Annotated in this window: 20 protein-coding genes and 1 pseudogene; 14 read left to right on the top strand and 7 right to left on the bottom strand. The window is 61.5% G+C overall.

Going from position 1 to position 26,447, the window contains the following annotated elements; genetic code table 11:
- The first annotated feature begins 2 nt into the window (after window positions 1-2).
- Genes ACYCCG_RS22410 through ACYCCG_RS22400 form a run of 3 tightly spaced genes read left to right on the top strand, consistent with a single transcriptional unit; the run spans window position 3 to window position 7,293 of the window.
- Entirely contained in the window at window positions 3-2,897 is a 2,895-nt protein-coding gene (locus ACYCCG_RS22410) for a hypothetical protein (RefSeq protein ID WP_459671802.1), read from the top strand.
- The gene (locus ACYCCG_RS22405; RefSeq protein WP_209964375.1) at window positions 2,894-3,388 is read left to right on the top strand and encodes a hypothetical protein; all 495 of its coding nucleotides are present in this window, start codon (window positions 2,894-2,896) and stop codon (window positions 3,386-3,388) included. The genes ACYCCG_RS22410 and ACYCCG_RS22405 overlap by 4 nt, the downstream gene beginning before the upstream one ends.
- Window positions 3,389-3,429: 41 nt before the next feature.
- Complete coding sequence (locus tag ACYCCG_RS22400) at window positions 3,430-7,293, top strand: RHS repeat domain-containing protein (protein ID WP_459671800.1); 3,864 nt, start codon at window positions 3,430-3,432, stop codon at window positions 7,291-7,293.
- A 48-nt stretch (window positions 7,294-7,341) separates the two neighbouring features.
- Here ACYCCG_RS22400 and ACYCCG_RS22395 read toward each other — a convergent pair whose 3' ends face one another.
- The 6 genes from ACYCCG_RS22395 to ACYCCG_RS22370 all read right to left on the bottom strand — a co-directional run bounded on the left by ACYCCG_RS22395 (window position 7,342) and on the right by ACYCCG_RS22370 (window position 15,534).
- The gene (locus tag ACYCCG_RS22395) at window positions 7,342-8,436 is read right to left on the bottom strand and encodes a fimbrial protein (RefSeq protein WP_459671798.1); all 1,095 of its coding nucleotides are present in this window, start codon (window positions 8,434-8,436) and stop codon (window positions 7,342-7,344) included.
- Window positions 8,437-8,492: 56 nt separating this feature from the next.
- Complete coding sequence (locus tag ACYCCG_RS22390) at window positions 8,493-10,982, bottom strand: fimbria/pilus outer membrane usher protein (RefSeq protein ID WP_209964386.1); 2,490 nt, start codon at window positions 10,980-10,982, stop codon at window positions 8,493-8,495.
- Window positions 10,983-11,015: 33 nt separating this feature from the next.
- Window positions 11,016-11,768 (bottom strand): fimbrial biogenesis chaperone, encoded by a 753-nt coding sequence (locus ACYCCG_RS22385; RefSeq protein ID WP_459671796.1) that lies wholly within the window; start codon window positions 11,766-11,768, stop codon window positions 11,016-11,018.
- 80 nt (window positions 11,769-11,848) lie between these two features.
- On the bottom strand, window positions 11,849-12,388 hold the full coding sequence (locus ACYCCG_RS22380) for a fimbrial protein (RefSeq protein ID WP_209964392.1): 540 nt from the start codon (window positions 12,386-12,388) through the stop codon (window positions 11,849-11,851).
- A gap of 218 nt (window positions 12,389-12,606) precedes the next feature.
- Complete coding sequence (locus ACYCCG_RS22375) at window positions 12,607-13,017, bottom strand: PA2817 family protein (RefSeq protein WP_010952919.1); 411 nt, start codon at window positions 13,015-13,017, stop codon at window positions 12,607-12,609.
- A gap of 69 nt (window positions 13,018-13,086) precedes the next feature.
- A complete protein-coding gene (locus ACYCCG_RS22370; RefSeq protein WP_209964394.1) occupies window positions 13,087-15,534 on the bottom strand; it encodes an acyl-CoA dehydrogenase in 2,448 nt (815 codons plus the stop codon).
- Window positions 15,535-16,183: 649 nt separating this feature from the next.
- Between ACYCCG_RS22370 and ACYCCG_RS22365 the strand changes: the two genes are divergently transcribed.
- The 3 genes from ACYCCG_RS22365 to ACYCCG_RS22355 all read left to right on the top strand — a co-directional run bounded on the left by ACYCCG_RS22365 (window position 16,184) and on the right by ACYCCG_RS22355 (window position 18,649).
- On the top strand, window positions 16,184-16,807 hold the full coding sequence (locus tag ACYCCG_RS22365; RefSeq protein WP_459671794.1) for a glutathione S-transferase: 624 nt from the start codon (window positions 16,184-16,186) through the stop codon (window positions 16,805-16,807).
- 133 nt (window positions 16,808-16,940) lie between these two features.
- Complete coding sequence (locus tag ACYCCG_RS22360) at window positions 16,941-17,873, top strand: ABC transporter ATP-binding protein (RefSeq protein WP_176685446.1); 933 nt, start codon at window positions 16,941-16,943, stop codon at window positions 17,871-17,873.
- A complete protein-coding gene (locus ACYCCG_RS22355) occupies window positions 17,870-18,649 on the top strand; it encodes an ABC transporter permease (RefSeq protein ID WP_003247128.1) in 780 nt (259 codons plus the stop codon). Before ACYCCG_RS22360 ends, ACYCCG_RS22355 begins: the two co-directional genes overlap by 4 nt.
- 9 nt (window positions 18,650-18,658) lie before the next feature.
- On the opposite strand, the pseudogene ACYCCG_RS22350 reads toward ACYCCG_RS22355, so the two are convergent.
- Window positions 18,659-19,165: pseudogene (locus tag ACYCCG_RS22350) on the bottom strand (DUF2062 domain-containing protein); the annotation flags it as partial.
- A gap of 142 nt (window positions 19,166-19,307) precedes the next feature.
- Between ACYCCG_RS22350 and ACYCCG_RS22345 the strand changes: the two are divergent.
- From ACYCCG_RS22345 to murB, 8 genes are all read left to right on the top strand, one after another.
- Window positions 19,308-21,524: a DNA internalization-related competence protein ComEC/Rec2 gene (locus tag ACYCCG_RS22345; protein ID WP_209964402.1), complete on the top strand. Its 2,217-nt coding sequence runs from the start codon at window positions 19,308-19,310 to the stop codon at window positions 21,522-21,524.
- Window positions 21,525-21,679: 155 nt separating this feature from the next.
- Window positions 21,680-22,315, top strand: coding sequence for a MotA/TolQ/ExbB proton channel family protein (locus tag ACYCCG_RS22340; RefSeq protein ID WP_176685449.1), 636 nt, complete (start codon window positions 21,680-21,682; stop codon window positions 22,313-22,315).
- Entirely contained in the window at window positions 22,312-22,746 is a 435-nt protein-coding gene (locus tag ACYCCG_RS22335; protein WP_176685450.1) for an ExbD/TolR family protein, read from the top strand. Before ACYCCG_RS22340 ends, ACYCCG_RS22335 begins: the two co-directional genes overlap by 4 nt.
- A complete protein-coding gene (gene lpxK / locus ACYCCG_RS22330; protein ID WP_459671791.1) occupies window positions 22,746-23,747 on the top strand; it encodes a tetraacyldisaccharide 4'-kinase in 1,002 nt (333 codons plus the stop codon). The genes ACYCCG_RS22335 and lpxK overlap by 1 nt, the downstream gene beginning before the upstream one ends.
- A 44-nt stretch (window positions 23,748-23,791) precedes the next feature.
- The gene (locus tag ACYCCG_RS22325) at window positions 23,792-23,977 is read left to right on the top strand and encodes a Trm112 family protein (protein WP_003247142.1); all 186 of its coding nucleotides are present in this window, start codon (window positions 23,792-23,794) and stop codon (window positions 23,975-23,977) included.
- Window positions 23,974-24,738 carry a 3-deoxy-manno-octulosonate cytidylyltransferase gene (kdsB, locus tag ACYCCG_RS22320; RefSeq protein ID WP_339535555.1) on the top strand — a complete coding sequence of 255 codons (765 nt, stop codon included), beginning with the start codon at window positions 23,974-23,976 and terminating at the stop codon, window positions 24,736-24,738. Before ACYCCG_RS22325 ends, kdsB begins: the two co-directional genes overlap by 4 nt.
- Window positions 24,738-25,202, top strand: a complete 465-nt coding sequence (locus ACYCCG_RS22315; protein ID WP_004575950.1) for a low molecular weight protein-tyrosine-phosphatase — start codon at window positions 24,738-24,740, stop codon at window positions 25,200-25,202. Before kdsB ends, ACYCCG_RS22315 begins: the two co-directional genes overlap by 1 nt.
- Window positions 25,199-26,218 (top strand): UDP-N-acetylmuramate dehydrogenase, encoded by a 1,020-nt coding sequence (gene murB / locus ACYCCG_RS22310; RefSeq protein ID WP_459671789.1) that lies wholly within the window; start codon window positions 25,199-25,201, stop codon window positions 26,216-26,218. The genes ACYCCG_RS22315 and murB overlap by 4 nt, the downstream gene beginning before the upstream one ends.
- The last annotated feature ends 229 nt before the right edge of the window (window positions 26,219-26,447 follow it).

The following is a 26,447-nucleotide window of genomic DNA, read 5'->3' as shown; positions in this document are numbered from 1 at the left end:
CCATGTCCAATTCACTGGAAGAACTGCTCGAGCTCATGAAAAAGGGCTCAGTAACGCTAGGCTGGGGGGCGGTTGCTGCCTACAGCCGTGACCGGCTCAACCGCTTGCTGGAGCAGCAATACCTGACGCGTTTCAAGGAAAACCGCTACCTCCCGCCTTTCAGTCACACGTTCGCAGGCGTGGGGGTGAAGGAGGCCGTGAGCGTTAAGGCGCTGGAGTTCGGTACGCCCTTGCTGTCGTTCAGCAATGCGTCGACGAGCGATGCCAAAGCAACCCTGACCATGAACATCATCAAAGGTACGGTGAACAACAGTGGCAAGTTGGTCAGCAGCGTCGAGATCACGGAGGCGTCGGGGTACTGGCTGCAGATGGAGGTCGACCTGGAGACCGTGCGCGGTGAGGTTCACCCGTACGGCCTCGTTGCGCTCAACCTTGCCAAGGGGGGGCGGTTCACCAGCAACCTGTTCGACGATAAACCCGACCTCGCTCAGCAACTGATCGACGCACTGCAAGCCTGGATAGGTGAGATGCCTGGCCGTTGCGCCAGGTTCGAGCTGGGCACCGTGGACTTTTCCGGTTATGGCCCGCTGACACCTACAGGCTTCATCCTGCGCACCCAGGCGGCACCTGGTGCGCGAGTACGTGATGCCGTCAACTACGGCGATGGCGCAGTGCTGGTGTTCATCCGCCTGCGCGATAGCCTGGTCGATGGTCAGCCGCCAGGCACAAGCTACCCGTATCTGTTGCCCGACGGCGATTACTCGGCAACGCTGGTGCTGAACAAGGACATGCTTGGCCATGCCTCCGACGACGGCCTGGAGCTGCTCGCCCGACTGCTGTTCCCTGAGCTCAATGCCTTTGTCAAGAAGGTGGACAGTACGCCGCTGGACCGCGTCATGTTCGGCAATATCGACCCGTTGCGCACGCAGCTGACGGTGAAACCGACCTTGGGCACCGTGGTGACGGCCGGCAAGACGCAGCAGTTCCGGCTGTACGACGGCAAGGATCAGGTAATCACTGCCAGCGCCTGGTCGGTGATCAACCCGCAAAGCCATGATGACGCAGGGCATGGTTCGATCGATGGAAATGGCCTTTTCACGGCCCCGTCACCGGAAGTGATCGGGCAAGAAGTGCAGACATTCATCATCAAAGCTGAATACAAGCAGGGTGAGGAGACTTACCATGCCGCAGCCCGCGTGCTGGTGATCTCCGAGCCGGTGCTGGCGATGCCTTCCTTCGGCGCATATCGCCCGCAAGAGAGTGCGAACGGGATCGACCTGTGGAATGCAGGTAAAGGCAACGTCAGCTTTGAAATGCTCGGGCAGCCGCTGGGCCAGATAGCCAGCCTGGGCAATGGGCGCGCGCGCTTTGTGCCTGATCAGCAAGCCGGTCGGCGGATTCTGGGCGTGCAACAATTGCAGGCCAGTTCAACGGCAAAGGGCTACAACGCGCTTGTCCTGGTGAACAGCCAGCCACTGGTTTCGGTTGACCCACCTTTCGTACCCAGGCTCGGCCACGGTGAGACCACCCAGCTGAGCGAGGTGAACCGCATCATGCCCAACGAAACGCGGCGTTGGCGGATGCTGGCGGGGCCGGGCAGCGTCTCTCCATCGGGCCATTTCCGGGCTTCTGAGCTTGCTGTTTCGCAACCCAACGTAGTGACCTGTGAAGTGGTGCGCAACGGTGTCGTGTTCGCGGCGGGCTACAGCGTGGTGAAAGAGACCGCGGTCAAAGCAGTCAGCGGCTGGGTGGATCTGCAGCGCTTTACCCTCACGGTCGGCAAGAGCCCTGACGGTGTGACCGGCACTGTGGGTTCCAATGGTTACCAGCAACTGGAACTCGAGGTCACCGTCGAAACCATGCAGGCGAATGGCCAGGACTACAAACTGTGTCTGGACGAGATAGCCTCCATCGCGCTGTACGACAGGTCGGGGATGAAAATTCCTTTTCTGTGCGGGGACGGGATTGACTCGGGCTCTGGCAATGTCTGGCGCACAAACCTGAAGCCGAACGATTTCATCCGAGCCAATGAAAGTCTCATGGCGACTGAAGGGCACGGACCGCAGCCCGCAGCGCCACGAGGTGCGGAGGACCGAACCATCCGCCTGCAGCTGTTCTTGCACCGCCGCGGAACCACTTTCTCGGAAGTTTTTTACGCCGGTTTCCAGGCAAAGAGCGGGCGGTTTTTCTACTCGAATGACACCCCCCATCAGAATGCCCAAATCGAGGTCAAGGTACACACGCCGGCCGCCTACAAACCCACAGACTACACGTTGGTTCGCAAGCGAGTGGCGGGGGGCGGCGGTGACTCCGGTGGGGCAGACCCGGAGCACGAAGATTTTGACCTGCACCCGGTGACAGACGATTACTGGGTGTTGGACTACCGCGGCGGGACCTTCTACACGGCCGAATTCGTCAAGGCCAGCGAAAGTGATAACGACAAGGATGTGAATACCTCAATGGTGCGTTGGGAAAGTAGTTATATGGCCGAAAGTTTTTTCAGTTATACCGGGTACATTTTTCAGGCCTATGGCGAGAAAGAGCCTAAGTTCGTCTCGTTCGATCCCAGCTTGAAGGAAATATTATGGGAAGGCGCTTTTGCGCGGGAGGTGAGCACGCAGTATGAAGCCGGACCTCTGACAATTGCGAACTTCCGTAACTACAGAGTAGTGTTCGGCTCGATCTGTTCCAGGCCTGCCTTCAAAAAATTGTCCAAACCGTTACGTGTGCAATTGCGCGATGCTCAAGGCAATCTGCATCTGGTCCAAATCGATTATCTGGCCCCTGACACCATCGGCGATCGTAACGTCCTGGTCCACAGTGTGCCCGCGCGACCGACGGCCAGTGACGGTTCGATCATCCGGCTGAGCAATCACGAACAAGGAGCAAGCGCATGAAACGTTATTGCATGGTAACCCTTCTGACCGGTTTGTTTATCGGCTATCAGGGGCTGGGTCAGGCAGCACCTGTGCCTCCTAAGGGTACGATAATGTTCGCACAGAAAATGGACGCCCCGCAGATGCCCGGTGGCAAGCAGTGTTCGATTGCAGTGGAAGTGGACAAGCCCGTTACCGAAAATATGTCAGATACCGCATGTGGTAATGATGTCGTTAGCTTCTTCAGGTTCAATAATATCCCCTCATCGACACTTGTGAAATTGTCCGCGGATAAAGACTGTAAACATTGGGACTGGATATTTATCGTCGCTGCAATAAAAGAACCCGCCACCACGACCTGGGTGGGTATCCCAGACCTGCAGGGGTTCCTTAATGGCTCGATCGTGGTGCCGGGAATGATGCTTGATACTAACGGATATATTAAAGGTCATATCGAAGGCAAGCTGTCTTGTGTACAGATCTATCCAGCCTTGACCCAGCCCAATCCCTAGTTGCCCCGTAAGTGCCTTTGATATTTTGATGGAGCTAACTGATGAGCACATCCACTTCAGTGCATTCCAATGCCTTTAACTTTTCTTCCTATATTGAAAGCGGCGTTGATCCTCGCACCGGGCAATACACCGTGTCGATCAGGCTGCCTGAACTGCAAGGCAATGATTTGCAAGGCCCAGGTTTCGAGCTGGCGTTGTTCTACAGCCCTTTGAATGGCGAGGACTCCGGATTCGGCAAGGGCTGGAACCTGCAACTGACACAAGTACGCAAGCACATCGTGACGCTGAGCAGTGGTGAAACGTACAAGATTACTGGTAAGTCTTCGGTTACCGGGCGGCTGGAAATGAAAGAACAGAAGCTGCGGCAGTTCGATCTGTATGAGGATCCCCCTGGGCCCGGTGGGGCCGCACGTTTTCGCGTGGAGCACCGCTCAGGGTTGGTCGAGGTGCTGCAAGTGATGGGCTCGGGAGAGGGCGAAGTCGCTTTGCCCGTGGAGCTGCATTCACCGCTGGGGCACATGTTGCACCTGAGTTACCTGCCCTTCGGCAAGGGTCACATGCGTCTGAGCGAGGTCCAGGATGAAAGTGACGTGCTGCTGAGGCTGCAACGCAGCGACAACAGCCGTGTCGAACTGCTTTGCTACCCTTCCGGTGGTGATGATGGTGGCCCGCTGGCCCGGTATGCGATGACGTTGAGCGAAAGCGACAACCGGGTCAGTGAGATCATCCTGCCCACGGCCAATCAGGCCCGCTGGCGCTTCACTTATGAGGACGTGTTGGGGTACTTGTGCGTACGTGAGTGCACAACACCCTATGGTGGGGTGGAGCGCGTGTTCTACGAGGACGCCGGGCATGAGTTCCCACGCAGCGCAGCACGTGACAATCTGCCTCGGGTTACCCGCCATGAAACGGATCCACGCTTTGGTCAGGCGGCGAAAGTGGTGCGGTATGAGTACCCCGGCACGCACAACTTCATCGGCGGTGGCAGCAGCATCCCGTGGTCTGATGAGGGCCTGGACAATCTCTATGAGGTGTCGGAGGACTATACCTACAAGTCACTTCAGATACAGGAAGTGCGCAGGCAGCCGGTGCGTACGATCACGCGTACATTCAACCGCTTCCATTTGCTTACCGAGCAAGCCACCGCTCAGGGTGACAAGCTGTTGCAAGCCTTGACCCGTTACGCTGACAAGGCTGGCACGTTCGAGAGCCAGGAGCCTTATTTCCAGCTGCCCCATGACGAAACCCAGCGTTGGTCGCTGATCAGCAACCCCACCAGGCAGCGAGAAGAGAAGCGAGTCACCCGCTATGACAGCCACGGCAACGTGTTGACTCGCCTGTTGCCGAATCAGGTACTGGAAACCAATGTCTGGTACTCGGCCGAGGAGGAGGGTGATGAGCACGGTTTCGTGCGCAACCTGAAGACCCGGACCGTGCAACCCGCAGCGACAGGACACGGGGCGGCTGCCACCTTGACCCAGGCGTTCCAGTACCGGGCGCTGACCCCGTTGGGTAGCTACCTGAAGCAGCCCTGGCGCTTGCTGGAAAGCGAGACCCTGAGCGAATCAGGTAGTACGCCTGGTACGTTCCTGGAAAAAGTCAGCAAGCTCTACCAGGAAGAATCGGCCGAGCGCTTCAGCTATGGGCGAGTCAGGCAGCAAACCGTCAGTTACCCCGGTGTCGATGGGGGCAGCCCGTTCGACACCCTGACCCATTATGGCTACTCCCTGCCGGACGATGAGCGTGCACTGCAGACGTTGGAAAAGCTGGTGGGTGTTGACGGTGAGTCCAAGACCATCACCTTGCGACATTCCCTGGAAACGGGCGAGCCGCTGCTCAACCTGGACGACAACGGTGTCGAAATCCGATACTACTACGACGCTTTGCGTCGGGTAACACGCGAGGTCGTGGCGCCAGGCAAGCCTTTCGAAGCGGAACGCAATTACAAGTACTTCCTCTGCGCATACGACAACGAGCAGGCCCAGCAATGGGCCTATGACGTGAAGCAAGTCGAGACGCACACACTGCTCGACGGGCTCAGCCGACCCATCTTCGAAGAGCGCGCAGACAAGGACAGCGCGACGTATGCTGGTGCTTTGCGGCCTATCTACCGCGCACGTTACGACGAACTGGACCAGCTGGTCGAGGAAACCGAAATCGACTGGCTGGGTGATGGTTTGCTGGAATTGACCAGCCACATCAGTTACGACGACTGGGGCCAGAGGTACGCTGTCCTGAATCCGGATGGCACGACTCAAGTCGAGGAGATCGACCAGGTGGCGAGCAAGGACGGTCCGGTGCATCGCGCCTGGCGTGAGGTGGAGCACTCACGGGTCAGCGGCATCAACGAGACGTGGTACAACCTGTTCGAGAAGCCGGTGCGGATCGAGCGATTTGCCCTGGATGGAAGCACCACTATCAGCTTGCAGGTCAATGACTACGATGGGCTTGGCCGGCTGAGCAGGGAAGCTCAAGGAAGCGGTACAGGCCAGCGTGTGGTTGAGTATCGTTACGACGCTTTCGACCGTGTCCGCGAGGAACGCCTGGCAGATCGAGTCAACACGGTCTATCGCACCTATGCCGGGCACAGTCGCAATGACCTGCCGGTCAGCATCAAGGTGGGTAACACCGAAAACGCCGCCGTGTTGTTGGGCGAACAGGTGTTCGATGGCCTTGAGCGGCGAACCGTGGCCATCACTGGAGGGCGAGCCCAGACATTCGAATATGATCCAGGTGAGCGGCAACCGCATTGGGTGGAGGCGCCGGATGGTACCCGGATCGAGTACCAGTACCGGCCAGCGTTGGGTGAAGAACCCGTCCTTCGGGTCCTCTCCGGCAAGGAAGCGAAATACGAGTATGACCTGAAAAATGCCAGGCTTACCCATTGCGAAGAGCCTGGGGATGACGAGAATTCCGGTTACACATTGGACCGTAGCCATTTCCTGAGCAACGGCGAGGTCAAGCGCGAGTCGCGTACGGTGGATGGTGAAGTGTTCAGCATGGCCTACGACTACAGTTTTTGCAGTCGCTTGCGTGCCTATGTGGATGTGCTGGGGCAGACACAGCTCTATGATTTCGACGATGTCGGGCGCCTGGAAAAAACCACGCTGCACGCGCCTGAGCCCAAAAGGACTCGCTACCGGCTGCAGCGTGCGCCTGCCGGGCAACTGCTGCTGGAGTCGACGTTCGGGTATGACCGCCAAGGACGCATGGCGTCCATTACCACCACCGATGCAAGCACCGGGAATGCTTTGGCAATTCTGCTCGAGTACGATGAATTCGACAGGGAGATCCTGCGGACCTTCGATTTTGGTGACACCTTGCAAACGTTGGCACAGGACTATGATGAGTTCGATTGTTTGAAGTCCCGCATTCTGAAAGAGCGCCCGAAGGGCAGCGACGAAAGCCAGGCCACGCTGTTGCGGCATGAGACTTACCAGTACGATCGGCGCGGGCGGCTGCAGATATACACCTGTGATGGCCCTGAAGCGCCCGTGGACCCCTCCGGTCAAACCATTGCCAGGCAGATATTCGGCTTCGATGGCCTGGACAACATCCTCTCGGTGATCACCTACCGCCCGGACGGGTCGTGGCAGCGGACCTTGTACGAATTCAAGAATAGCGATCCGGCACAAATGAGCCGTATCATTCCGCCTGATGCGCTACTGGAGACCTATGACGTCGATCACGACCTGGAGGAGTTGTTCAAGATCGTCAAATACGATCCGCAGTTGGCTATCGATTTGCATTACGACGGCAATGGCAACCTGATCAGTGATGAGCAGGGTCGGGTACTGACGTATGACGGGCTCAACCGTTTGCTCAGGGTCGAGACCCCGGACGGTGAACGCTGTCGCTACAACTATGACCCAGAGAACATTCTGTCCGGCACGGCCCCTGGCTAAGGGCACCGGGGGGCGACGAGGCCGGTATAGGGACCGGCCTCGTCGCATTCAGCGGTAGCGAATGGTGAAGTTCAAGGCGCCCTTGGCCAAGCCCGGGCGCAGGTTGCTGTTGGGTTCTGTCTGGAAGAAGCGAGCCTGAAAATTCAAAGGCACGTTATTGCTTGTCAGGGGTACCAGGTCGATCTCTTTGTTCAGGGGCATCGAGACCCCGTTGTACAGCATCTGAATACCTATGCCACGGGCTGCGGAGTCGTCGGTCAGGCTGAACACGTTTTCATCCGCAGGGCCAATCGGTCGAGAACCATTGATGCCATCGAGTTCGATGGTCGCAAGGGTCTCGTTACCCGGGTCAGGGTCCACCTGGCAGTTGCTCAAGCGGACCTGGAATGCTGCAGGAGGCGTGGTGAAGCCTGGGCCCGTGAAGTCGTTGACGCTCCATTCGCCAAGGTCCACCGGGTTGGCACTGACGTCTGCTGAAGCATCGCACTGGGTCTGGATGACCATTGCCCTGAGGGTGTATTCCAGAACTTTGCCAAAGCCTCCCCAGTCCAGATGGCCGGTCACCAGTACGCCATCCAGCTGATGCTCGCCGGGCGGCAGATCGCCGGTCTTGACCAGCGTGATCCTGTGCCTGAACGTGGCTAGCGTGGCCGGGCCCAACTGGGTCTGCTCGTAATAGGCCGTGAACGGCACCCTGGGCGGCCTGCTGTCGGGGATGAACTGGTCGGTGCCACCGAGGAAGGGGTGCAGCAACTCTACGATCGCTCCGATGCCTGGGATGTTGGTCCTGAGGACGGGGGCGTCGAGCAAGCGCCCATCAACCGCAGGCAGCGGAGGATGTACCCCGCGGGCGGCCTGGAAGTTGAAATTTATCCGCTCGCCGTAGGTCCTGCACAGGAGGGCAAGGTTGTTCTGGTCGAGAGTGGCTTCGAACAGCTCTGGGGTGCCGATCGTTGTGCCGATCCGCGCATCGCGTGGCACATAAAGGGTGTTCAGGTCGCGGACATGGACCTTGAGGTTTGCGCTGATCAGCGGTTCGAACTCGCAGCGGGTCTGGTCTACCGGCATGGCCATGGCGTTTGCAGCCGGCCATGCCAGGGTGGCGAGCAGCGCCTGGAAAAGGGTCTTGTTGATGCTTTTCATGGGGGTCCTGAAAGACGCGGTACGGCCGTGGGTACGGCTGCACCGCGTGAAGGTTGCTAGATACAGGTCAGGGTTTGCTGGCGATAGCCGTCGACGACGGGAGCGTCCAGTCCATCGAGATGCACCCGGCAGCCGGCGTTGGGCTGGTCGCCCCAACTCACCTGCAGCGGTTGCTCCTGGCTCGGGTTGGTGAGCATTACCAGGCCCGCCTGCCCGACCATGCCCAGTTGGGTACCGTTCTCGGCCAGCACCTGGGCCCCAAAAGGCAGCGGTTGACCCTGGGTATCGTGCAGGGTCAGTACAAGGCGTGAAACGCGGCGTGCCTCGAAGCGGTGCTTTACCACTGCACCCTGGCGAGGCACTACCTGGGCGATGCCGTTGTCGATTTCCACATCAGGATCGAGACGGTCGGTTTCCAGGACCACCGAATTGGTCCGGTACGGTTGCAGGTAGGGTAAAAGTGCATAGCCGCGTGAATTGGTGCGCGTACCCGTTGCGTTTTGCAGGCCCACATTGGCCACGCCAGGGACTTCGATCAAGGCCGCGGTATCTCCCAGGTATCGGCCGAACTCCAGCCCGTCAGCATGCAGCAGCACCGCACCACTGGCATTCAATGACAGGCTGCGGTAGTTGTGGGCTTCGGTATAGCCAGCACTCACGCTGGCATAGGGCGCCTGATGGCCGAGTGACAGTGCCGCTGTCTTGCGGGCGTGTTCGTCACGGCTCAGGCTGGTGCTGTAGCTCAGCGCGCTGTCACTGCCGCTGAGCGTGGCGCGCTGGCTGTAGCCGTTGGCGTTGTGCTGCAGGTCGAAGGTCGCATTGGCGCGGTGACCGAAATGCAAGGGTACCGTCACGCTCAGGCCGAACTGACGATCACTGCCGTAACGGTCGGTCAACGATTGTGAGGCGAACAGGTTGTAGCCCACACCCCGATGATGGGTATTGAAGTTGAACTGGTATTGCCGTTGGGTGGCATTGCTGCGCCAGTAGTCCTGTTGCGACAGCGTCAGGGTCAGCGAGCTGGTCCTGCCCAGGCTCTGGTGGACCGAGGCCTCCAGGCGGCTGCGGCGACTGCCGCTGAACGTAGTGTCTTGGCTGCGCTGGCGCACCACTTCATCGAAGTCACGGTAGCCTTGGGTCGAATAGCGATATCCGGCAAAGCGCAGGTTGGTTTGGGTGGTGAAGGCCTTGGCATACTTCAGGGCGTAACTGGAACCCTGCACCTCGCGCTCATGGGCATTGTCGATTGCGCTGGACGCCTGCGTTACATCGAAGGCCACTGCACCCAAGTGGCCCAGGTCCTTGCTAAACCCCAGGTTGCCCGCGCGGTAGAATTCGCTGGCCATCAAGCCGCCGTAAACGGTGGTGTCCCAGTAGGAGCCTACGGCCAGCGTGCCTTGCCAGAGCAGCGGGGTCTCGAGGTCGCTGGAGGGGTTGTAGCGCCCGACCGTGGCACTGTAACGCCATACGCCTGGGCGCAGTAGATTGCTCATGGTCGAGTACGGCTGGATGAAGCGGCGGACTTGGCCATCGGCCTCGGTCACGACGACTTCCAGCTCGCCGCTGCCTGCGGTACTCAGGTCGTCGATGGCGTAGGGGCCGGCGCTGACGTACGTCGAGTAGATTGGATAACCATGCTGCCAGATCTCGACTTTCGCCCGGCTCTGTGCCACGCCGCGAATGATCGGGGCATAGCCGCGCTGGTTGTCGGCCAGCATGCCCATGTCCGAGGCCACGCGCACGCCTGATATTGGCACCGAACGGAACACTTCCCTGTCCGTGAAGGTTTCGCCAATCGTCAGATTGGCGAGGGTACCCGGTATATCGCGCTGTGCGTAGGTCTGTGCCCGGGTCCATTCCGTCTTGCCCTGGCTGCCCTGGCGCCAGGACTGGGTGCTGCGCAGGCGCCATTCGCCCAGGTTGATACCGCTGTTCAGGTACAGGTCGTTGCTGCTGTAACGGTCAGAGGAGCGATTGCGGCCGTTCAGGGTGGAGGCCTGATAGTTGATGAAAGCGGCATTGATACCACTGTCCCAGCGGGAAGGGTCGACCTGGTTAGCGGTGTTCCGGCGCATGGCGATCTGCGGAATCGAGATGGCCAGGTGCAGCTCCGCAGGGGTGAAGACGATTTGTGCACCAGGAACGACGGCCAGCAAGTCCAGGCAGGCACTCGCCTGATCCTCTGGATTGGCCAGAGCGTCCAGGCGCATTCCCCATTCGCCAAGCAGCCTGGCTGGCAGGCATGGCTGCAGCTCACCATCCGGGCCTGGCTGGAAGTCCAGCTCATGCTGGCCGGCAGGTTCAAGATTGACCTGTACCTCTACCCGGTAGCGGCCAGGCGCGAGCCCCTGATCGCTGGTCAACATGCTCAGCGACCAGGCACTCGCTGCTTGCGGTTGGCCAGGCACTTGGCGCAGGAAGCCGCTCTGGAACCCGGAGTCTGCCTGGGAGTAGGGCGCTGAGAGCAAGGTGGAGCTACCCAGCAGGCACAGCAATGCGCTGCGCTGGCGGCGCATAATGCGCCAGCGTAGTGGGGGGAGGACCATGATGACGATTCCTGTTTGCGTGCGAGGCAGGCCCTAGTTGGCCAGTTGAATAGGCGCGCTCAGCGGTTCGGTGAAGCCACCGTAGTCATTGACGATGGAAAAACGGGCCTGCAGGCTTGAGGCGCGAGTGATGCCGGTCAGCGGGTAGGCTTTTTCGCCAAAGGGTTCCAGCATGGCGGTGTTTTTCAAGGTGGTTTGCTGGCCTTGGCCATTCACCTCCAGGCGGTTGAAGGTGATGTGGAAAGGCGATGGGTTCTTGACCACCAACTGCTCCACCCCGTTACGTACGCTAAAGGAAAATGTCAGCGAGTTCAGGTGATCGGTCGGCGTACCCTTGAGTGTGTGCGGCCGATAGAACAGTTTGATGCGTGTGCGCAAGGCGATGTTGAGTTGATTGCCCGTGTCGCTGCTGACTTGCGGAATCTCCTGCACGTTGAAGAAGAACAGCGACTCGCGGTCGTGCGGCAGTGTATTGGGCAGTCCAATTATCTTTAGAAGTTGTTCACTGTTGGGGTTGATCTTGAACAGCGGTGGGGACGTTGCAAAGGGGACGCTGGTCGTATTGTCGTCGGCGTCCGTATTTATCCAGGCCTGCACGGCATAGATGCTTTTCGATGGATTTCGAACAACGACGGATGTACTGCGTTTGTCGCCGTTGAAAACGAGGCGCGTGTTGTTTAATGTCAAGGCGGCATGACTGCTTACCGAGAGGGTAAGCATCAATAAGGTCAGGCAGGCGCAAGCAACGACGCGGGCGGGTATCGTGAATGTTGACGGATTGGTCATCGGGTAACTCGCTGCATCCAGACGCACAACTACGCCTGGATGGTTTAACCGTGCAAGGACTGCACAGAATTTATGCGTAATTATTGATAGTCGACGGTGTAACGAACCTGGGCGGATGCAAGGCCGTGCGTCACGGTGCTGGCAGTGGAACGGTAGTAGGCGTCGAACCGGAGGTCGGTTGGGCCTGTCGCGTTGAGTGGGTAATCAACCGAGGTTCCACCGGGTTTGATCGAGGCCTTGGAACTGTCCCTGATGACAATCGAGATGTTTTCTGCCGTGCCGGCACTGGTACCAATGCTGAAATAGTCGCCGCTGGCATCAGCGGCACCGTCAAACTTCACGAAGGCATTGTCTTCGCTGATGCCACAGACTGTTTTGTCGGGTACGCGGATGTTAAAAGATGCGCCACGGACTTCAACGTTGGCATCGGGGAATCGCCCCATGGGAATTTCGCCCATGGCGACGCGGTCACTGACATTGCCGTCACCGGGATTGACGATCTCGATAGGGCACGTTTCGGGCGTGATGCGGCCTTCAAAGAATATCGAGCCGGAAGCGAATGCAGCATTGCTTGCCAGGCCAGTAAGCAGGCCGAGGGATAGTACTAAGGACTTCTTCATGACATAACCTGATTGGGTAAATGGGTCAAGTTTCAGTGCGGGGGTGGGCTGGGTCTTTCCCGTTTCCCATTTTCGCCCCGGCGCTGATTCTATTTGTCATGAGATTTATCGGGCTGTAGGAATAAGCCGGACAACTTTGCGATCTTTCGCTTTGTTACAAAACTTGAGGTGTAGGCTTCCACAGGTGCCCTGGCGTTACCAGGGCACGTGAAATCAGGTTAATGGGTACTGCTTGGGCCACTCTGGCTCAGCAGTTGCTTTTCCAGGTTCCAGTCGAATGGCTCTGCGTTCAACTCGGCCTCGTGGCGACGCTCTTCAAGCTGCTGATAAAGCGCCAGCTCCTCGTCTGGCATGAAGTGCAGGCAATCGCCAGCGAAGAACCACAGCAAGTCACGCGGCACCAGATGAGCGATCTGCGGGTAACGCTGGATCACCTGACACATCAGGTCCTGGCCCAGGTACTGGCTCTCAAGCGGATCCTGCGGCAATAGCGTCAGCAGTTCGTCGAAGCGTTCGAGGAACAGGGCGTGGCTTTCTTCTGGCACCTGCTCTGCTTCACCCAGCGCCACCAGAATGGTGCGCAGGTGCTGGAGCAGTTGCAGGTGATATTCCAGGTAGGGGTTGGCCATGGAATGGGTCCTCGGTATGGCTGAAACGGGGGGGCGGAGTATACGCCGCCCCCCGTTTCTCGCGAAGGGTCAGCGCACCTTGCCCGGTTCGGCGAGCAACTGCGCCTTGTCGAAGGCATCGACATCGATCACCTTGCGTCGAGCCTGTTCGGCTTCGTGCAGCCGCTGGCCCTCGCCGGGTTGCAGCACGCCTGCCTCGACGGCGGCGTCGATACCGGACTGGCCGGGGGCTGGCTGGACTTTGCCTTCCTTGACGGCTTGGTACAGGGACTTGCTCAACTGTGCCGTGTCTTCGAGCAGGTCACTGGCCCGTTGCAGATCCGCGACCGGGTCGTGTTGTGCCTGCGGGCGGTAGCAGCCGGCCAGCAGTTCCTCCAGTGCCGGATCGCCCTTGCGCCGGCCGATCAGCTCGGCCACCTCGGCATCCAGTTCATCACCGGGGCCTTTATGGCGGCGGCCGAAGGGGAATACCAGCACCCGCAGCGCGCAGCCGACGAAGCGGTTGGGGAAATTGTCGAGCAGGCGGTCCAGCGCACGCTCCGTCTGGGCCAGGCTTTCTTCCATGGCCCAGCGCAGCAGCGGCTGCAGGTATTCGGGCGAGCCTTGATCGTGATAGCGCTTCAGGGCGGCGCTGGCGAGGTACAGATAGCTCAGCACATCACCAAGCCGGGCGCTGAGGCGCTCGCGACGCTTGAGCGCCCCACCCAGCAGCATCATCGAAAGGTCGGCCATCATGGCAAACGCCGCCGCCTGGCGGTTCAAGGCGCGGAAGTAGCCTTGGCTCAGGGCATCGCCCGGCACCCGCTCAAAGCGACCCAGCCCCAGGCCGTAGACCAGGGTGCTGGCCGCATTGCCGGCGGCGAACAGGATGTGTTTCATCAGCAGGTCATCGAATTCCTTGAGTGCCTGATCGCGGTCTTCACGCCCGGCCAATGCCATTTCCTTGAGCACGAACGGATGGCAGCGAATGGCGCCCTGGCCGAAGATCATCAGGTTGCGCGAAAGGATGTTGGCGCCCTCGACCGTGATGAAGATCGGCGCACCTTGCCAGTTGCGGCCCAGGTAGTTGTTCGGGCCCATGATGATGCCCTTGCCACCGTGCACGTCCATGGCGTGCTGGATGCATTCGCGGCCACGCTCGGTCAGGTGGTACTTGAGGATCGCCGACAGCACCGAGGGCTTTTCGCCCAGGTCCACCGCCTTGGCGGTCAGCAGGCGGGCACTGTCCATCAGCCAGGCGTTGCCGCCAATGCGTGCCAGTGATTCCTGGATGCCCTCGAAGGCCGCCAGTGGCACGTTGAACTGCTCACGGATATTGGCGTACTGGCCGGTGACCAGGCTGGTGTACTTGGCAGCCCCTGTACCCACGGCAGGCAGTGAGATGGAGCGGCCCACCGACAGGCAGTTCATCAGCATCATCCAGCCTTTGCCGAGCATGGCTTGGCCGCCAATGAGGAAGTCCAGCGGGACGAACACGTCCTTGCCGCTGTTGGGGCCGTTCATGAAGGCGGCGCCTAGCGGCAGGTGACGTCTGCCGATTTCCACACCCGGCGTGTCGGTGGGGATCAGCGCCAGGCTGATGCCCAGTTCTTCCTCATCGCCCAGCAGATGGTCCGGGTCGTAGGCCTTGAACGCCAGGCCCAGCAGGGTGGCGACCGGGCCGAGGGTGATGTAGCGCTTTTCCCAGTTCAGGCGCAGGCCGATCACTTCTTCGCCTTGCCACTGGCCTTTGCAGATGATCCCGGTGTCAGGCATCGCGCCAGCGTCGGAGCCAGCAAGCGGCCCGGTAAGGGCGAAGCAGGGGATGTCCTCGCCACGGGCCAGGCGCGGCAGGTAGTGGTTGCGTTGTTCGTCGGTGCCGTAGTGCAGCAGCAGTTCGGCAGGGCCGAGTGAGTTAGGCACCATCACGGTGGAGGCCAGGTCGCCGCTGCGGGTGGCCAATTTCATCGCCACTTGGGAGTGGGCGTAGGCGGAGAAGCCCTTGCCGCCGTATTCCTTGGGGATGATCAGGGCGAAAAAGCCATGCTGCTTGATATGTGCCCAGGCTTCGGGCGGCAGGTCCAGGTCCTGACCGATCTGCCAGTCGCTGACCATGGCACACAGTTCTTCGGTCGGGCCATCGATGAAGGCCTGCTCTTCTTCAGTCAGCTTCGGTGCCGGGTAGGCCAGCAAGGTGCGCCAGTCGGGGCGGCCACTGAACAGTTCGCCGTCCCACCACACGGTGCCGGCGTCGATGGCTTCGCGCTCAGTCTGCGACATGGGCGGCAGGGTACGCTGGAACCAGCGGAATACCGGGGCGGTAAACACTTTGCGCCGCCACTGCGGGAGCGCGACCAGGGCGATCTTCAGGGCCAGCACCACCCAGATCAGCGCCAGCAGCCAGCCGGGTGCACTGCTGAAAATGCCCATCAACAGCACATAGGCCGCCACGATGCCGAGAATCTGCAAGGGCGCCAGGCGCCGGTGCGTGAGGTACGCCGCGCCGATCACCAGCACCACCAACCACAACAGCAACATAATCGGTCCTCCTTGGAACCAAGGGCTTGAGCCATTCCAGACAGCTTAGACGCAATGCTGTGAACAGCATGTTCAGAACAGTGACAGGGTGTGGCGGTGGGAGTTTCAGTTCATTTGTTCGCCTGTACCGTTCCATTCCCTCCTACAACGGTATGTGGCGAGCCCCCGATCGATGTAGGGCGGGCTTGCCCGCGAATGCGATGGTGCTGCGACGCTGAATGATCTGGGATATTGGCCGGCAGGTCCGGCCCTTTCGCGGGTGAACCCGCTCCTACGACGGTATGTGGCGAGCCCCCGATCGATGTAGGAGCGGGCTTGCCCGCGAATGCGATGGTGCTGCGACGCTGAATGATCTGGGACATTGGCCGGCAGGTCCGGCCCTTTCGCGGGTGAACCCGCTCCTACGACGGTACGTGGCGACCCCCCGATCGATGTAGGGCGGGCTTGCCCGCGAATGCGATGGTGCTGCGACGCTGAATGATCTGGGATATTGGCCGGCAGGTCCGGCCCTTTCGCGGGTGAACCCGCTCCTACGACGGTACGTGGCGAGATCACCGAGCGATGTAGGGGCTTGCCCGCGAAGAGGCCCGTACAGGCGGCGAAGGTCTGGAGTAGACTGTGCCACCTCCGCACTCAAAAGGATGTTGCCATGCTGAAGATCTGGGGCCGCAAGAATTCGAGCAATGTGCGCAAGGCGCTGTGGATCGCCCACGAGCTGGGCCTGGACTTCGAATCCATCGACGCCGGCGGCGCCTTCGGCGTGGTCAACGAGCCGCAATACCGCGCCCGCAACCCCAACGGGCTGGTGCCGATGCTGGAAGACGGCGACCTGACCTTGTGGGAATCCAACACCATCGTCCGCTACCTGTGCGCGGAGTACGGCACGGAGCAGGGCTGGTATCTGGCAGACCCACGCCAGCGCGCCCTGGCCGACAAGTGGATGGACTGGACCACATCGTCCTTCGCTACCCCATTCCGGCCCCTGTTCTGGGGCCTGCTGCGCACGCCGGAAGACCAACGCGACTGGGTGGCGATCAACGCCGCGCACAAGCAGTGCGCGCAATTACTGGCCATTGCCGACGAAACCCTGGCCAATCAGCCGTACTTGTCCGGTGACCAGATCGGTATGGGCGACATCCCACTGGGTAGCTTCATCTATGCCTGGTTCGAACTGCCCATCGAGCGCCCGGACATGTACCACCTTCAAGCCTGGTATGAACGCCTTAAGCAACGCCCGGCCTACCAGGCCGCAGTGATGACCGCGCTCACTTGAACCCGCTTCGATAGTCATTATCAATAGATGTGACTGTACTTGTGCAGCCTGGCCTTGCACCATGGCTGCACTCACTGCGCCAGTGACTTTACCTGGCGTGTCCTGCACCTTTTTCTTCGGTAAGTGACCCGCTATGAGTTCCGCCCTGTCCATCCGACAGCTGACCAAGACCTACGGCAATGGCTTTCAGGCCCTCAAAGGCATCGACCTCGATGTTGCCGAAGGCGACTTCTTCGCCTTGCTCGGCCCCAACGGCGCCGGTAAATCCACCACCATCGGCATTCTCTCGACCCTGGTGAACAAGACCAGCGGCACAGTGAACGTGTTCGGTCACGACCTGGACCGCGAGCCCTCCGCGCTCAAGCGTTGCCTGGGCGTGGTGCCGCAAGAGTTCAACTTCAACCAGTTCGAAAAGACCTTCGACATCGTCGTGACCCAGGCCGGGTACTACGGCATCCCGCCCAAGCTGGCCAAGGAGCGCGCCGAGCAGTACCTGACCCAGCTGGGCCTGTGGGACAAGCGTGATGTGCAGTCGCGTTCGTTGTCCGGCGGCATGAAGCGGCGCCTGATGATTGCCCGTGCATTGATCCACGAACCGCGCCTGCTGATCCTGGACGAACCCACCGCCGGGGTGGATATCGAGCTGCGCCGCTCGATGTGGAGTTTCCTCACCGAGCTGAACCAGAAGGGCATCACCATCATCCTCACCACCCACTACCTGGAAGAGGCTGAGCAACTGTGCCGTAACATCGGCATCATCGATCATGGCACCATCGTCGAGAACACCAGCATGCGCCAGTTGCTGGGCAAGCTGCATGTCGAAACCTTCGTGCTCGACCTCAAGCAGGACCTGGTCGCGGCCCCGGTACTGCAGGGCTACCCGTGCCGGCTGCTGACCCCGCATACCCTGGAAGTGCAGGTGGAGAAGGACATCGGCATCACCGCGCTGTTCGGCCAGTTGGCGCTGCAGAACATCGAAGTGCAGAGCCTGCGCAACAAGACCAACCGACTCGAGGAGCTGTTCGTGTCCCTGGTGGAAAAAAACCTGTCGAAGGTGGCCGTATGAGTGTGGAACTGCGCACCAACTGGGTCGCCCTGAACACCATCGTCTACCGCGAAGTGCGGCGCTTCCTGCGCATCTGGCCGCAAACGTTGCTGCCGCCAGCGATCACCATGGTCCTGTACTTCGTCATCTTCGGTAACCTGATTGGCCGGCAGATCGGCGACATGGGTGGCTTCACCTACATGCAGTACATCGTCCCGGGGCTGATCATGATGTCGGTGATCACCAACTCCTACGGCAACGTGGTGTCGAGCTTTTTCGGCAGCAAGTTCCAGCGTTCGATCGAGGAACTGATGGTGTCGCCGGTATCGCCGCACACCATTCTCGTGGGCTATGTGCTGGGTGGGGTGCTGCGTGGTTTGGCGGTGGGTGTGATCGTGACCATCCTGTCGATGTTCTTCACCGACCTGCAGGTACACCACCTGGGCGTGACCGTGGTGGTTGTGCTGCTGACGGCCACCATCTTTTCGCTGCTTGGCTTCGTCAACGCAGTGTTTGCACGCAACTTCGACGACATATCGATCATCCCGACCTTCGTGCTGACGCCGCTGACCTACCTGGGCGGGGTGTTCTACTCGATCAACCTGCTCCCGCCGTTCTGGCAGACCGTGTCGTTGGCCAACCCGGTGCTGCACATGGTCAACTCGTTCCGCTACGGCATTCTAGGGGTGTCGGATATCAGCATTGGCACGGCGATCACCTTCATGCTGGTGGCCACTGCGGTGCTCTACGTTGTTTGCGTTCGCTTGCTGGTCAGCGGCCGCGGCATGCGTGCCTGAAGCCTTGCACCGGCATTGGCGACGACGCCACTGCCGGCCCACCCACGAGCGCCAATAGAGCATGGTGGTGAAGTAGCCAAGGATGCCCAGCACCACGCCGCATACCACCGAACCGAGCAGGAAGGGTTGCCACAGCGTGGCCAGCTGGTCGGTGATCCACTCGAAGGTCAGCTCGTCGGGCAGGGTGCGCGGCGGGATCTGCATCAGCCAGGCACCGGCCATGTAGGTCACGAAGAACACCGGTGGCATGGTCAGCGGGTTGGTCAGCCACACCAGGCTGATGGCGATCGGCAGGTTGCCGCGCACCGGGATTGCCAGGGCTGCGGCCAGTAGCATCTGCATGGGAACGGGAATAAGCGCCGCGAACAGGCCCACACCCATGGCCCTCGCCACCGAATGGCGGTTCAGGTGCCAGAGGTTGGGATCATGCAGCAACTTGCCGAAAAAACGTAAGGACTTGTGTTCCCGAATGCTGGTCGGGTCCGGCATGTAGCGTTTGAAAAGTCGGCGCGGCATGTAGGCTCCCGGAGCGTTGACCCTGGCAGTATGCCCTTAATCCTGCTCGGCCTCGTTTAGAGTTTGTGACAATTGTTGAGCGAGCGTTGCCGGCGATTGGGCTATGCCTCAGAAGGTGATTTGCCTTCTGGAGCTCTACCTCATGCGCACAGGGATGTTTGCGCTCGCGCTCGGGCTATTGTGCCTGGGCTTTCTTCCCGCATTGCCATCGGTCGGATGGTTGATAACCCTGGCAGCCTGCGCTGTCGGCAGCCTGTTTACCCGCGTCTGGCCGTTGGGCTGGTTTCTGCTGGGCTTGTGTTGGGCGTGCGGGTCTGCTCAGCAGGCCCTTGATGATCGTCTGGCTGCCGGCCTGGAGGGGCGCACCTTGTGGCTGGAAGGGCGGGTAGTCGGCTTGCCGGCACGCACTGCACAAGGTGTGCGTTTCGAGCTGGAAGCGCCACGCTCGCGGCGGGCCGAACTGCCTCAGCGTTTGCAACTGAGCTGGTTCGACGGCCCGCCGCTGCGGGCGGGCGAGCAGTGGCGGCTGGCCGTGACCTTGCAGCGCCCGGACGGGCTGCTGAACCCGCATGGGCCTGACCGGGAAGCGCAGTTGCTGGCGCGACGGGTGGGGGCTACGGGTACTGTCAAGGCGGGACAGTTGCTGGCGCCAGTCGCCGGTGGTTGGCGCGATGCGCTGCGTCAGCGCTTGCTGATGGTCGAAGCCAATGGCCGGCAGGCAGCGCTGGTGGCACTGGTGCTTGGCGATGGTGCGGGCCTCGCCCGGGAGGACTGGCAGACGTTGCAGGCCACCGGCACGGTGCACCTGTTGGTGATCTCTGGCCAGCACATCGGTCTGGTGGCCGGTTTGCTCTATGGCCTGGTCGCCGGACTGGCGCGTTGGGGCCTGTGGCCGGCAAGGATACCGTGGTTACCTTGGGCCTGTGGCTTGGCCATGACGGCAGCGCTGGCCTACGGCTGGTTGGCCGGCGCTGGCGTACCGGTGCAGCGGGCCTGCCTGATGCTGGCCGTGGTGCTGCTCTGGCGTCTGCGCTTTCGCCACCTTGGCGCGTTTTTTCCGTTGCTGCTTGCACTGGTCGCCGTACTTGTCTTCGAGCCGCTGGCGGCGCTGTTGCCGGGGTTCTGGCTGTCGTTCGCCGCCGTGGCCACGCTCATCTACTGCTTCAGTGCCCGGTTGGGTGGTTGGCGGCCCTGGCAGGCCTGGACGCGTGCGCAATGGGTGATCGCCATTGGCTTGCTGCCGGTGTTGCTGGCCACGGGCTTGCCGGTGAGCCTGAGTGCGCCGCTGGCCAACCTTGTGGCGGTGCCGTGGGTCAGCCTGGCAGTCTTGCCGTTGGCGTTGCTGGGCACGCTGATGCTGCCGCTGGCGGGCATTGGCGAGGCGTTGCTCTGGCTGGCAGGTGGCCTGCTGGATGTGCTGTTCCGCGGGCTGGCGCTGGTGGCGCAGCAGCGCCCGGCATGGGGGGCGCCGGCCCTGCCGTTGTGGGCCTGGTTGCTGGTGTGTCTGGGCTCTCTATTGGTTTTGCTGCCTCGTGGTGTGCCGCTGCGCGGGTTGGGAGGGGTGATGCTGCTGGCGCTGTGGGTGCCCAGGGAGTCGGTACCGATCGGCCAGGCCGAGGTCTGGCAGCTGGATGTCGGCCAGGGGCTGGCGGTGCTGTTGCGTACCCGGCATCACAGCCTGCTCTACGATGCCGGACCGGCAAGGGGGGAAAGCGACTTGGGGGAACGCGTGGTGCTGCCGACCTTGCGCAAGCTGGGGGTGGGCGGCCTGGATGTGATGGTGATCAGCCATGCGCATGCCGACCATGCGGGCGGGGCCGGGGCCATTGCGCGTGGTTTGCCGATCGAGCGGACAATCGGTGGGGAAGCGCTGGTTGATGTTCCGTTGCAGCCTTGTGCCAGTGGCGAGCAATGGGACTGGGATGGCGTGCGCTTTTCACTGTGGCGCTGGGTGGACGGGCAAAGCAGCAATGATCGTTCCTGTGTGCTGTTGGTCGAGGCGCAGGGCGAGCGCTTGCTGCTGGCGGGAGATATGGAAGCTGCTGCCGAACGGGCCTGGCTGGCGGACACTGAAGTGCCGCGTATCGACTGGCTGCAGGCGCCGCATCATGGCAGCCGCAGTTCGTCCACCGAGGCGTTCGTCCGGGCTACCGCACCGCGCGGGGTATTGATTTCGCGGGGGCGCAACAACAGCTTCGGGCACCCGCACGTGCAGGTGGTCGAGCGGTATAAGCGGCATGGGGTGGTGATGCATGATACGGCAGTGGAGGGGGCATTGCGGTTGGTGTTGGGGCGGCATGGGGAGGTTGAGGGTGTGCGCCGACAGCGGCGATTCTGGCGTGATGTAGGTGGTGGCTGATCTGGCCCTTTCGCGGGTAAACCCGCTGCCACAGGTACTGCACGGCCCAGAGGGCCGACCCGGTAGCCCGACAGCCTAATTCCCTGACCTCCGGCAGATGAGCCCTCGGCGCGCCTATGGTAGAGTGGCGGCCTTTTTCCGAAGGGGCGTTTATTGTGTGGGAATTGGTCAAGTCCGGTGGTTGGATGATGCTGCCGATCATTCTGAGCTCCATCGCTGCCATGGCTATCGTCGTCGAACGCCTGTGGACCTTGCGCGCCAGTCGCGTCACCCCGCCGCACCTGCTGGGCCAGGTGTGGATTTGGATCAAGGACAAGCAACTGACCAGTGACAAGCTCAAGGCCCTGCGTGCCGATTCGCCACTGGGTGAAATCCTCGCGGCGGGCCTGGCCAATTCGCGTCACGGTCGGGAGATCATGAAAGAGTGCATCGAGGAGGCCGCCTCGCGCGTCATCCACGAACTGGAACGCTACATCAGCACCCTCGGCACCATCGCCGCCATGGCGCCTCTGCTGGGCCTGCTGGGCACCGTGCTGGGCATGATCGACATTTTCAGCGCCTTCATGGGCTCGCAGATGACCGCCAACGCCGCCGTGCTGGCCAGTGGTATCTCCAAGGCCCTTGTCACCACTGCGGCAGGCCTGATGGTCGGTATCCCGGCGGTGTTCTTCCACCGCTTCCTGCTGCGCCGCATCGATGAACTGGTGATCGGCATGGAGCAGGAGGCGATCAAGCTGGTGGAAGTGATCCAGGGTGACCGTGAAGTGGAAGTGGCCGGAGGCAAGGCGTGAAGTTCCGGCGCAATCGCCAGCGGGAGAACGTCGACATCAACCTGGCGTCGCTGATCGACGTGGTGTTCGTCCTGCTGCTGTTCTTCGTGGTTACCACCACCTTCACCCGCGAAACGCAACTCCGCGTCGAGCTGCCCGAAGCCACCAGTGCCGAGCGGGCGCCGGCTGACCCGGGCAAACTGGTGGAAATCACCATCAGCGCCGAAGGCGTGTATTCGGTGAACAACCACCTGCTGCCCAAAAGCGACCTGGCCACCCTGAGCGAGGCCATAGAGCGCGAGTCGGGCGGTGACAACAAGTTGCCGCTGGCCATCAGCGCCGACGGCAAGACCCCGCACCAGGCTGTGGTCACCGCAATGGATGCTGCCGGCAAGCTCGGTTTCAGCCAGTTGCGCATGACCACCGTCGAGGCGGCCCAGGGCACGCCTTGATGGCATTCGCCGACCGCTTGCTCGCCGCCTGGTACGCCGGGCATCCGGCGCTGGTGCTGCTGCGTCCGCTGGAGGCCCTGTATCGCCGCGTGGTCACGCGCAAGCGGGCACGTTTTCTAAGGGGTGACAGTGCCAGCTACCGGGCTCCGGTACCGGTCATTGTGGTGGGCAACATCACCGTCGGTGGCACCGGCAAGACGCCGATGATCCTCTGGCTGATCGAACACTGTCGCCAGCAGGGGCTGAAGGTGGGCGTGGTCAGCCGCGGTTATGGTGCCAGGCCGCCGCAGCTGCCCTGGCGGGTGCAGGCCGATCAGGCGGCCGATCAGGCGGGCGACGAGCCGCTGCTGATCGTGCAACGCACCGGCGTGCCACTGATGATCGACCCCGATCGCGCCCGTGCCGTGCAGGCATTGCTGGCCAGCGAACCCCTCGACCTGATCCTGTGTGACGACGGTATGCAGCATTACCGCCTGGCCCGTGACCTGGAACTGGTGCTGATCGACGCTGCCCGCGGCCTGGGCAATGGCCGCTGCCTGCCGGCGGGGCCCTTGCGTGAGCCGGCCGACCGCTTGCGTGAGGCCGACGCGGTGCTGTTCAACGGCGCCAGCGAAGACCGCACCGATGGTTTCGGTTTCCGCCTGCAGCCGTCCGCCCTGGTCAACGTGCGCAGTGGCGAGCGCCGTGCGCTCGACCATTTCCCCGCCGGCCAGCGCCTGCATGCGGTGGCCGGAATCGGCAACCCGCAACGTTTCTTCAACACCCTGCTGGGGCTAAACTGGCAGCCGGTGCCGCATCCCTTCGCCGACCATGCGCAGTTCAGTGCCCGGAGCCTGGCTTTCAGCCCGCCACTGCCGCTGGTCATGACCGAGAAGGACGCGGTGAAATGCCGGGCCTTTGCCGCTGACGACTGGTGGTACCTGGCCGTCGAAGCGCAGCCTACGCCGGCTTTCAGCGCCTGGTTCGACAGCCAGCTGCAACGCTTGTTGCGCAAACCCTGAGCCCGTTTTCAATTTCCGGCCACCTGGCCTAAAGGAAGCCTCCAATGGACACCAAACTGCTCGATATCCTGGCCTGCCCGATCACCAAGGGCCCGCTCAAGTTGAGCGCCGACAAGACCGAGCTGATCAGCAAAGGCGCTGGCCTGGCCTACCCGATTCGCGACGGTATCCCGGTCATGCTGGAAAGCGAGGCACGCACCCTGACCGACGACGAGCGTCTTGACAAATGAGCCTGGAATTTACGGTAGTAATCCCCGCCCGGCTGCGCTCCACCCGCCTGCCAGGCAAACCGCTGCTGCTGATTGCCGGCAAACCGATGGTGCAACATGTGTGGGAGCAGGCCCGCAAGAGCGGTGCCAGCCGTGTGGTCATCGCCACCGACGACACCAGCATCCTCGAAGCCTGCCAGGCCTTCGGCGCCGAAGTGCTGATGACCCGTGCCGATCATGAATCGGGCACTGACCGCCTGGCCGAAGTGGCCGCGTACCTCGGCTTGCCGGCTGACGCCATCGTGGTCAACGTGCAGGGCGACGAACCGCTGATCCCACCGGTGATCATCGACCAGGTGGCGGCCAACCTGGCTGCGCATCCGGAAGCGGGCATCGCCACCTTGGCCGAGCCGATCCATGAGCCGGAAACCGTGTTCAACCCTAACGCGGTCAAGGTAGTGAGTGACAAGAATGGCCTGGCCCTGACGTTCAGCCGAGCGCCGCTGCCCTGGGGCCGCGATACCTTTGCCAAGGGCCGCGACGTGCTGCCGGAAGGGGTGCCATATCGCCGCCATATTGGCATGTACGCCTACCGTGTCGGCTTCCTGCACGACTTCGTCAGCTGGGGCCCATGCTGGCTTGAGCAGGCTGAAGCGCTGGAGCAACTGCGTGCCCTGTGGCACGGCGTACGCATTCACATCGAGGACGCCATCGAGGCGCCTGCCGTGGGCGTAGACACCCCGGAGGATCTGGAGCGCGTACGGCGCTTGCTGGAGTCCTGATGCGCGTCCTGTTCGTGTGCCTGGGCAACATCTGCCGCTCGCCCACTGCCGAAGGCGTGCTGCGCCATCAATTGCATGCAGCCGGGCTCGCCGACAAGGTGCAGGTGGCTTCTGCCGGCACCGGCGATTGGCATGTCGGCAAGGCGCCAGACAGCCGCACCTGCAAGGCGGCGCTGGCGCGTGGTTACGACCTGTCGCAGCAACGCGCCCAACAGGTCAAGGCATCGCACTTCGCCGAATACGACCTGGTGTTGGCCATGGATGAGCACAACCTGCGCGATCTGCGGGCCCTGCGCCCGTCCACGGCAGTGGGTGAACTCGACCTGTTCCTGCGCCGCTACGGTGCAGCCCTGGATGAAGTGCCAGACCCTTACTATGGTGGCGCCGACGGCTTCGAGCAGGTGCTGGATCTGGTGGAAGCGGCTTGCCAGGCGCTGGTACTGGAAATCAAGGGGCGTCTATGACAGTGCAGTGGCAGGAGCAGGTATCGCTCAAGCCTTACAATACCTTCGGCATCGACGTGAAGGCGCGCTATTTCAGCCAGGTGCAGGACGACCAGCAGGTGCGTCAGGCGCTGGGCCAGGCACAGCAAAGGGGCCTGCCGGTACTGGTGATCGGGGGTGGCAGCAACCTGCTGCTGACCCGCGATATCGATGCACTGGTGCTGCACATGGCCAGCCGCGGTCGGCGTGTGCTCAATGACGATGGCGAGCGTATCGTGGTCGAAGCCGAGGCCGGTGAACCATGGCACGCGTTTGTGCAGTGGGCGCTGGCGCAGGGCTATTGCGGGCTGGAGAACCTCAGTCTGATCCCCGGCACCGTCGGGGCTGCGCCGATGCAGAACGTGGGCGCATACGGGGTGGAGATCAAGGACGTATTCGCCGGGCTGACAGCCCTGGACCGTGAGACGGGCGAGCTGCGGGACTTCAGTTTGGCAGAATGTGCTTTCGCCTATCGCGACAGCCTTTTCAAGCGCAACCCCGGCCGCTGGTTGATCCTGCGTGTGCGCTTTGCCTTGACCCGCACTCTGCACGCTCATCTGGATTACGGCCCGGTGCGCCAACGCCTGTCTGAGCAGGGTGTTACCGAGCTGAGCGCGCAAGCGATCAGTGATGCAATCTGCAGCATTCGCCGCGAGAAGCTGCCAGACCCGGCAGAGCTTGGCAATGCCGGGAGCTTCTTCAAGAACCCGGTGGTAACGGCTGATCGGGTCGAGCGTATTCGTGCGCAGTATCCCGGCGTCGTGGCATACCCCCAGGCTGATGGTCAGGTGAAACTGGCGGCGGGCTGGTTGATCGAGCAGGCGGGCTGGAAGGGCCATCGTGAGGGTGATGCTGGCGTGCATCGCTTGCAGTCGCTGGTGCTGGTCAACTATGGGCAGGCGAGCGGGGCGCAGATGCATGCGCTGGCGCGGAAGATTCAGGCGGATATCTTCGAGCGGTTTGGGGTTGAGCTGGAGATGGAGCCTAATCTTTACTGATTTGCCGCCTGTGAACCTCCCGTAGAAGCGGGTTTACCCGCGAAGAGGCCGGGCCTGGTGGCCAATTTCTACCTGCCGTTCACCGTTGCTGCCACCACCGTATTCGCGGGTAAACCCGCTCCTACACGCTGATCGGTGGTGGATATACATCGGGGGTTGGACACAGGCCATTGTAGGAGCGGGTTTACCCGCGAACAGGCCAGTCAGGCAAGCCAAAAAAAGCCCCGCC

The sequence above is a fragment of the Pseudomonas sp. VEM90 genome (genome assembly GCF_054611535.1).
This window is presented reverse-complemented; position numbering and strand designations above follow the sequence as displayed.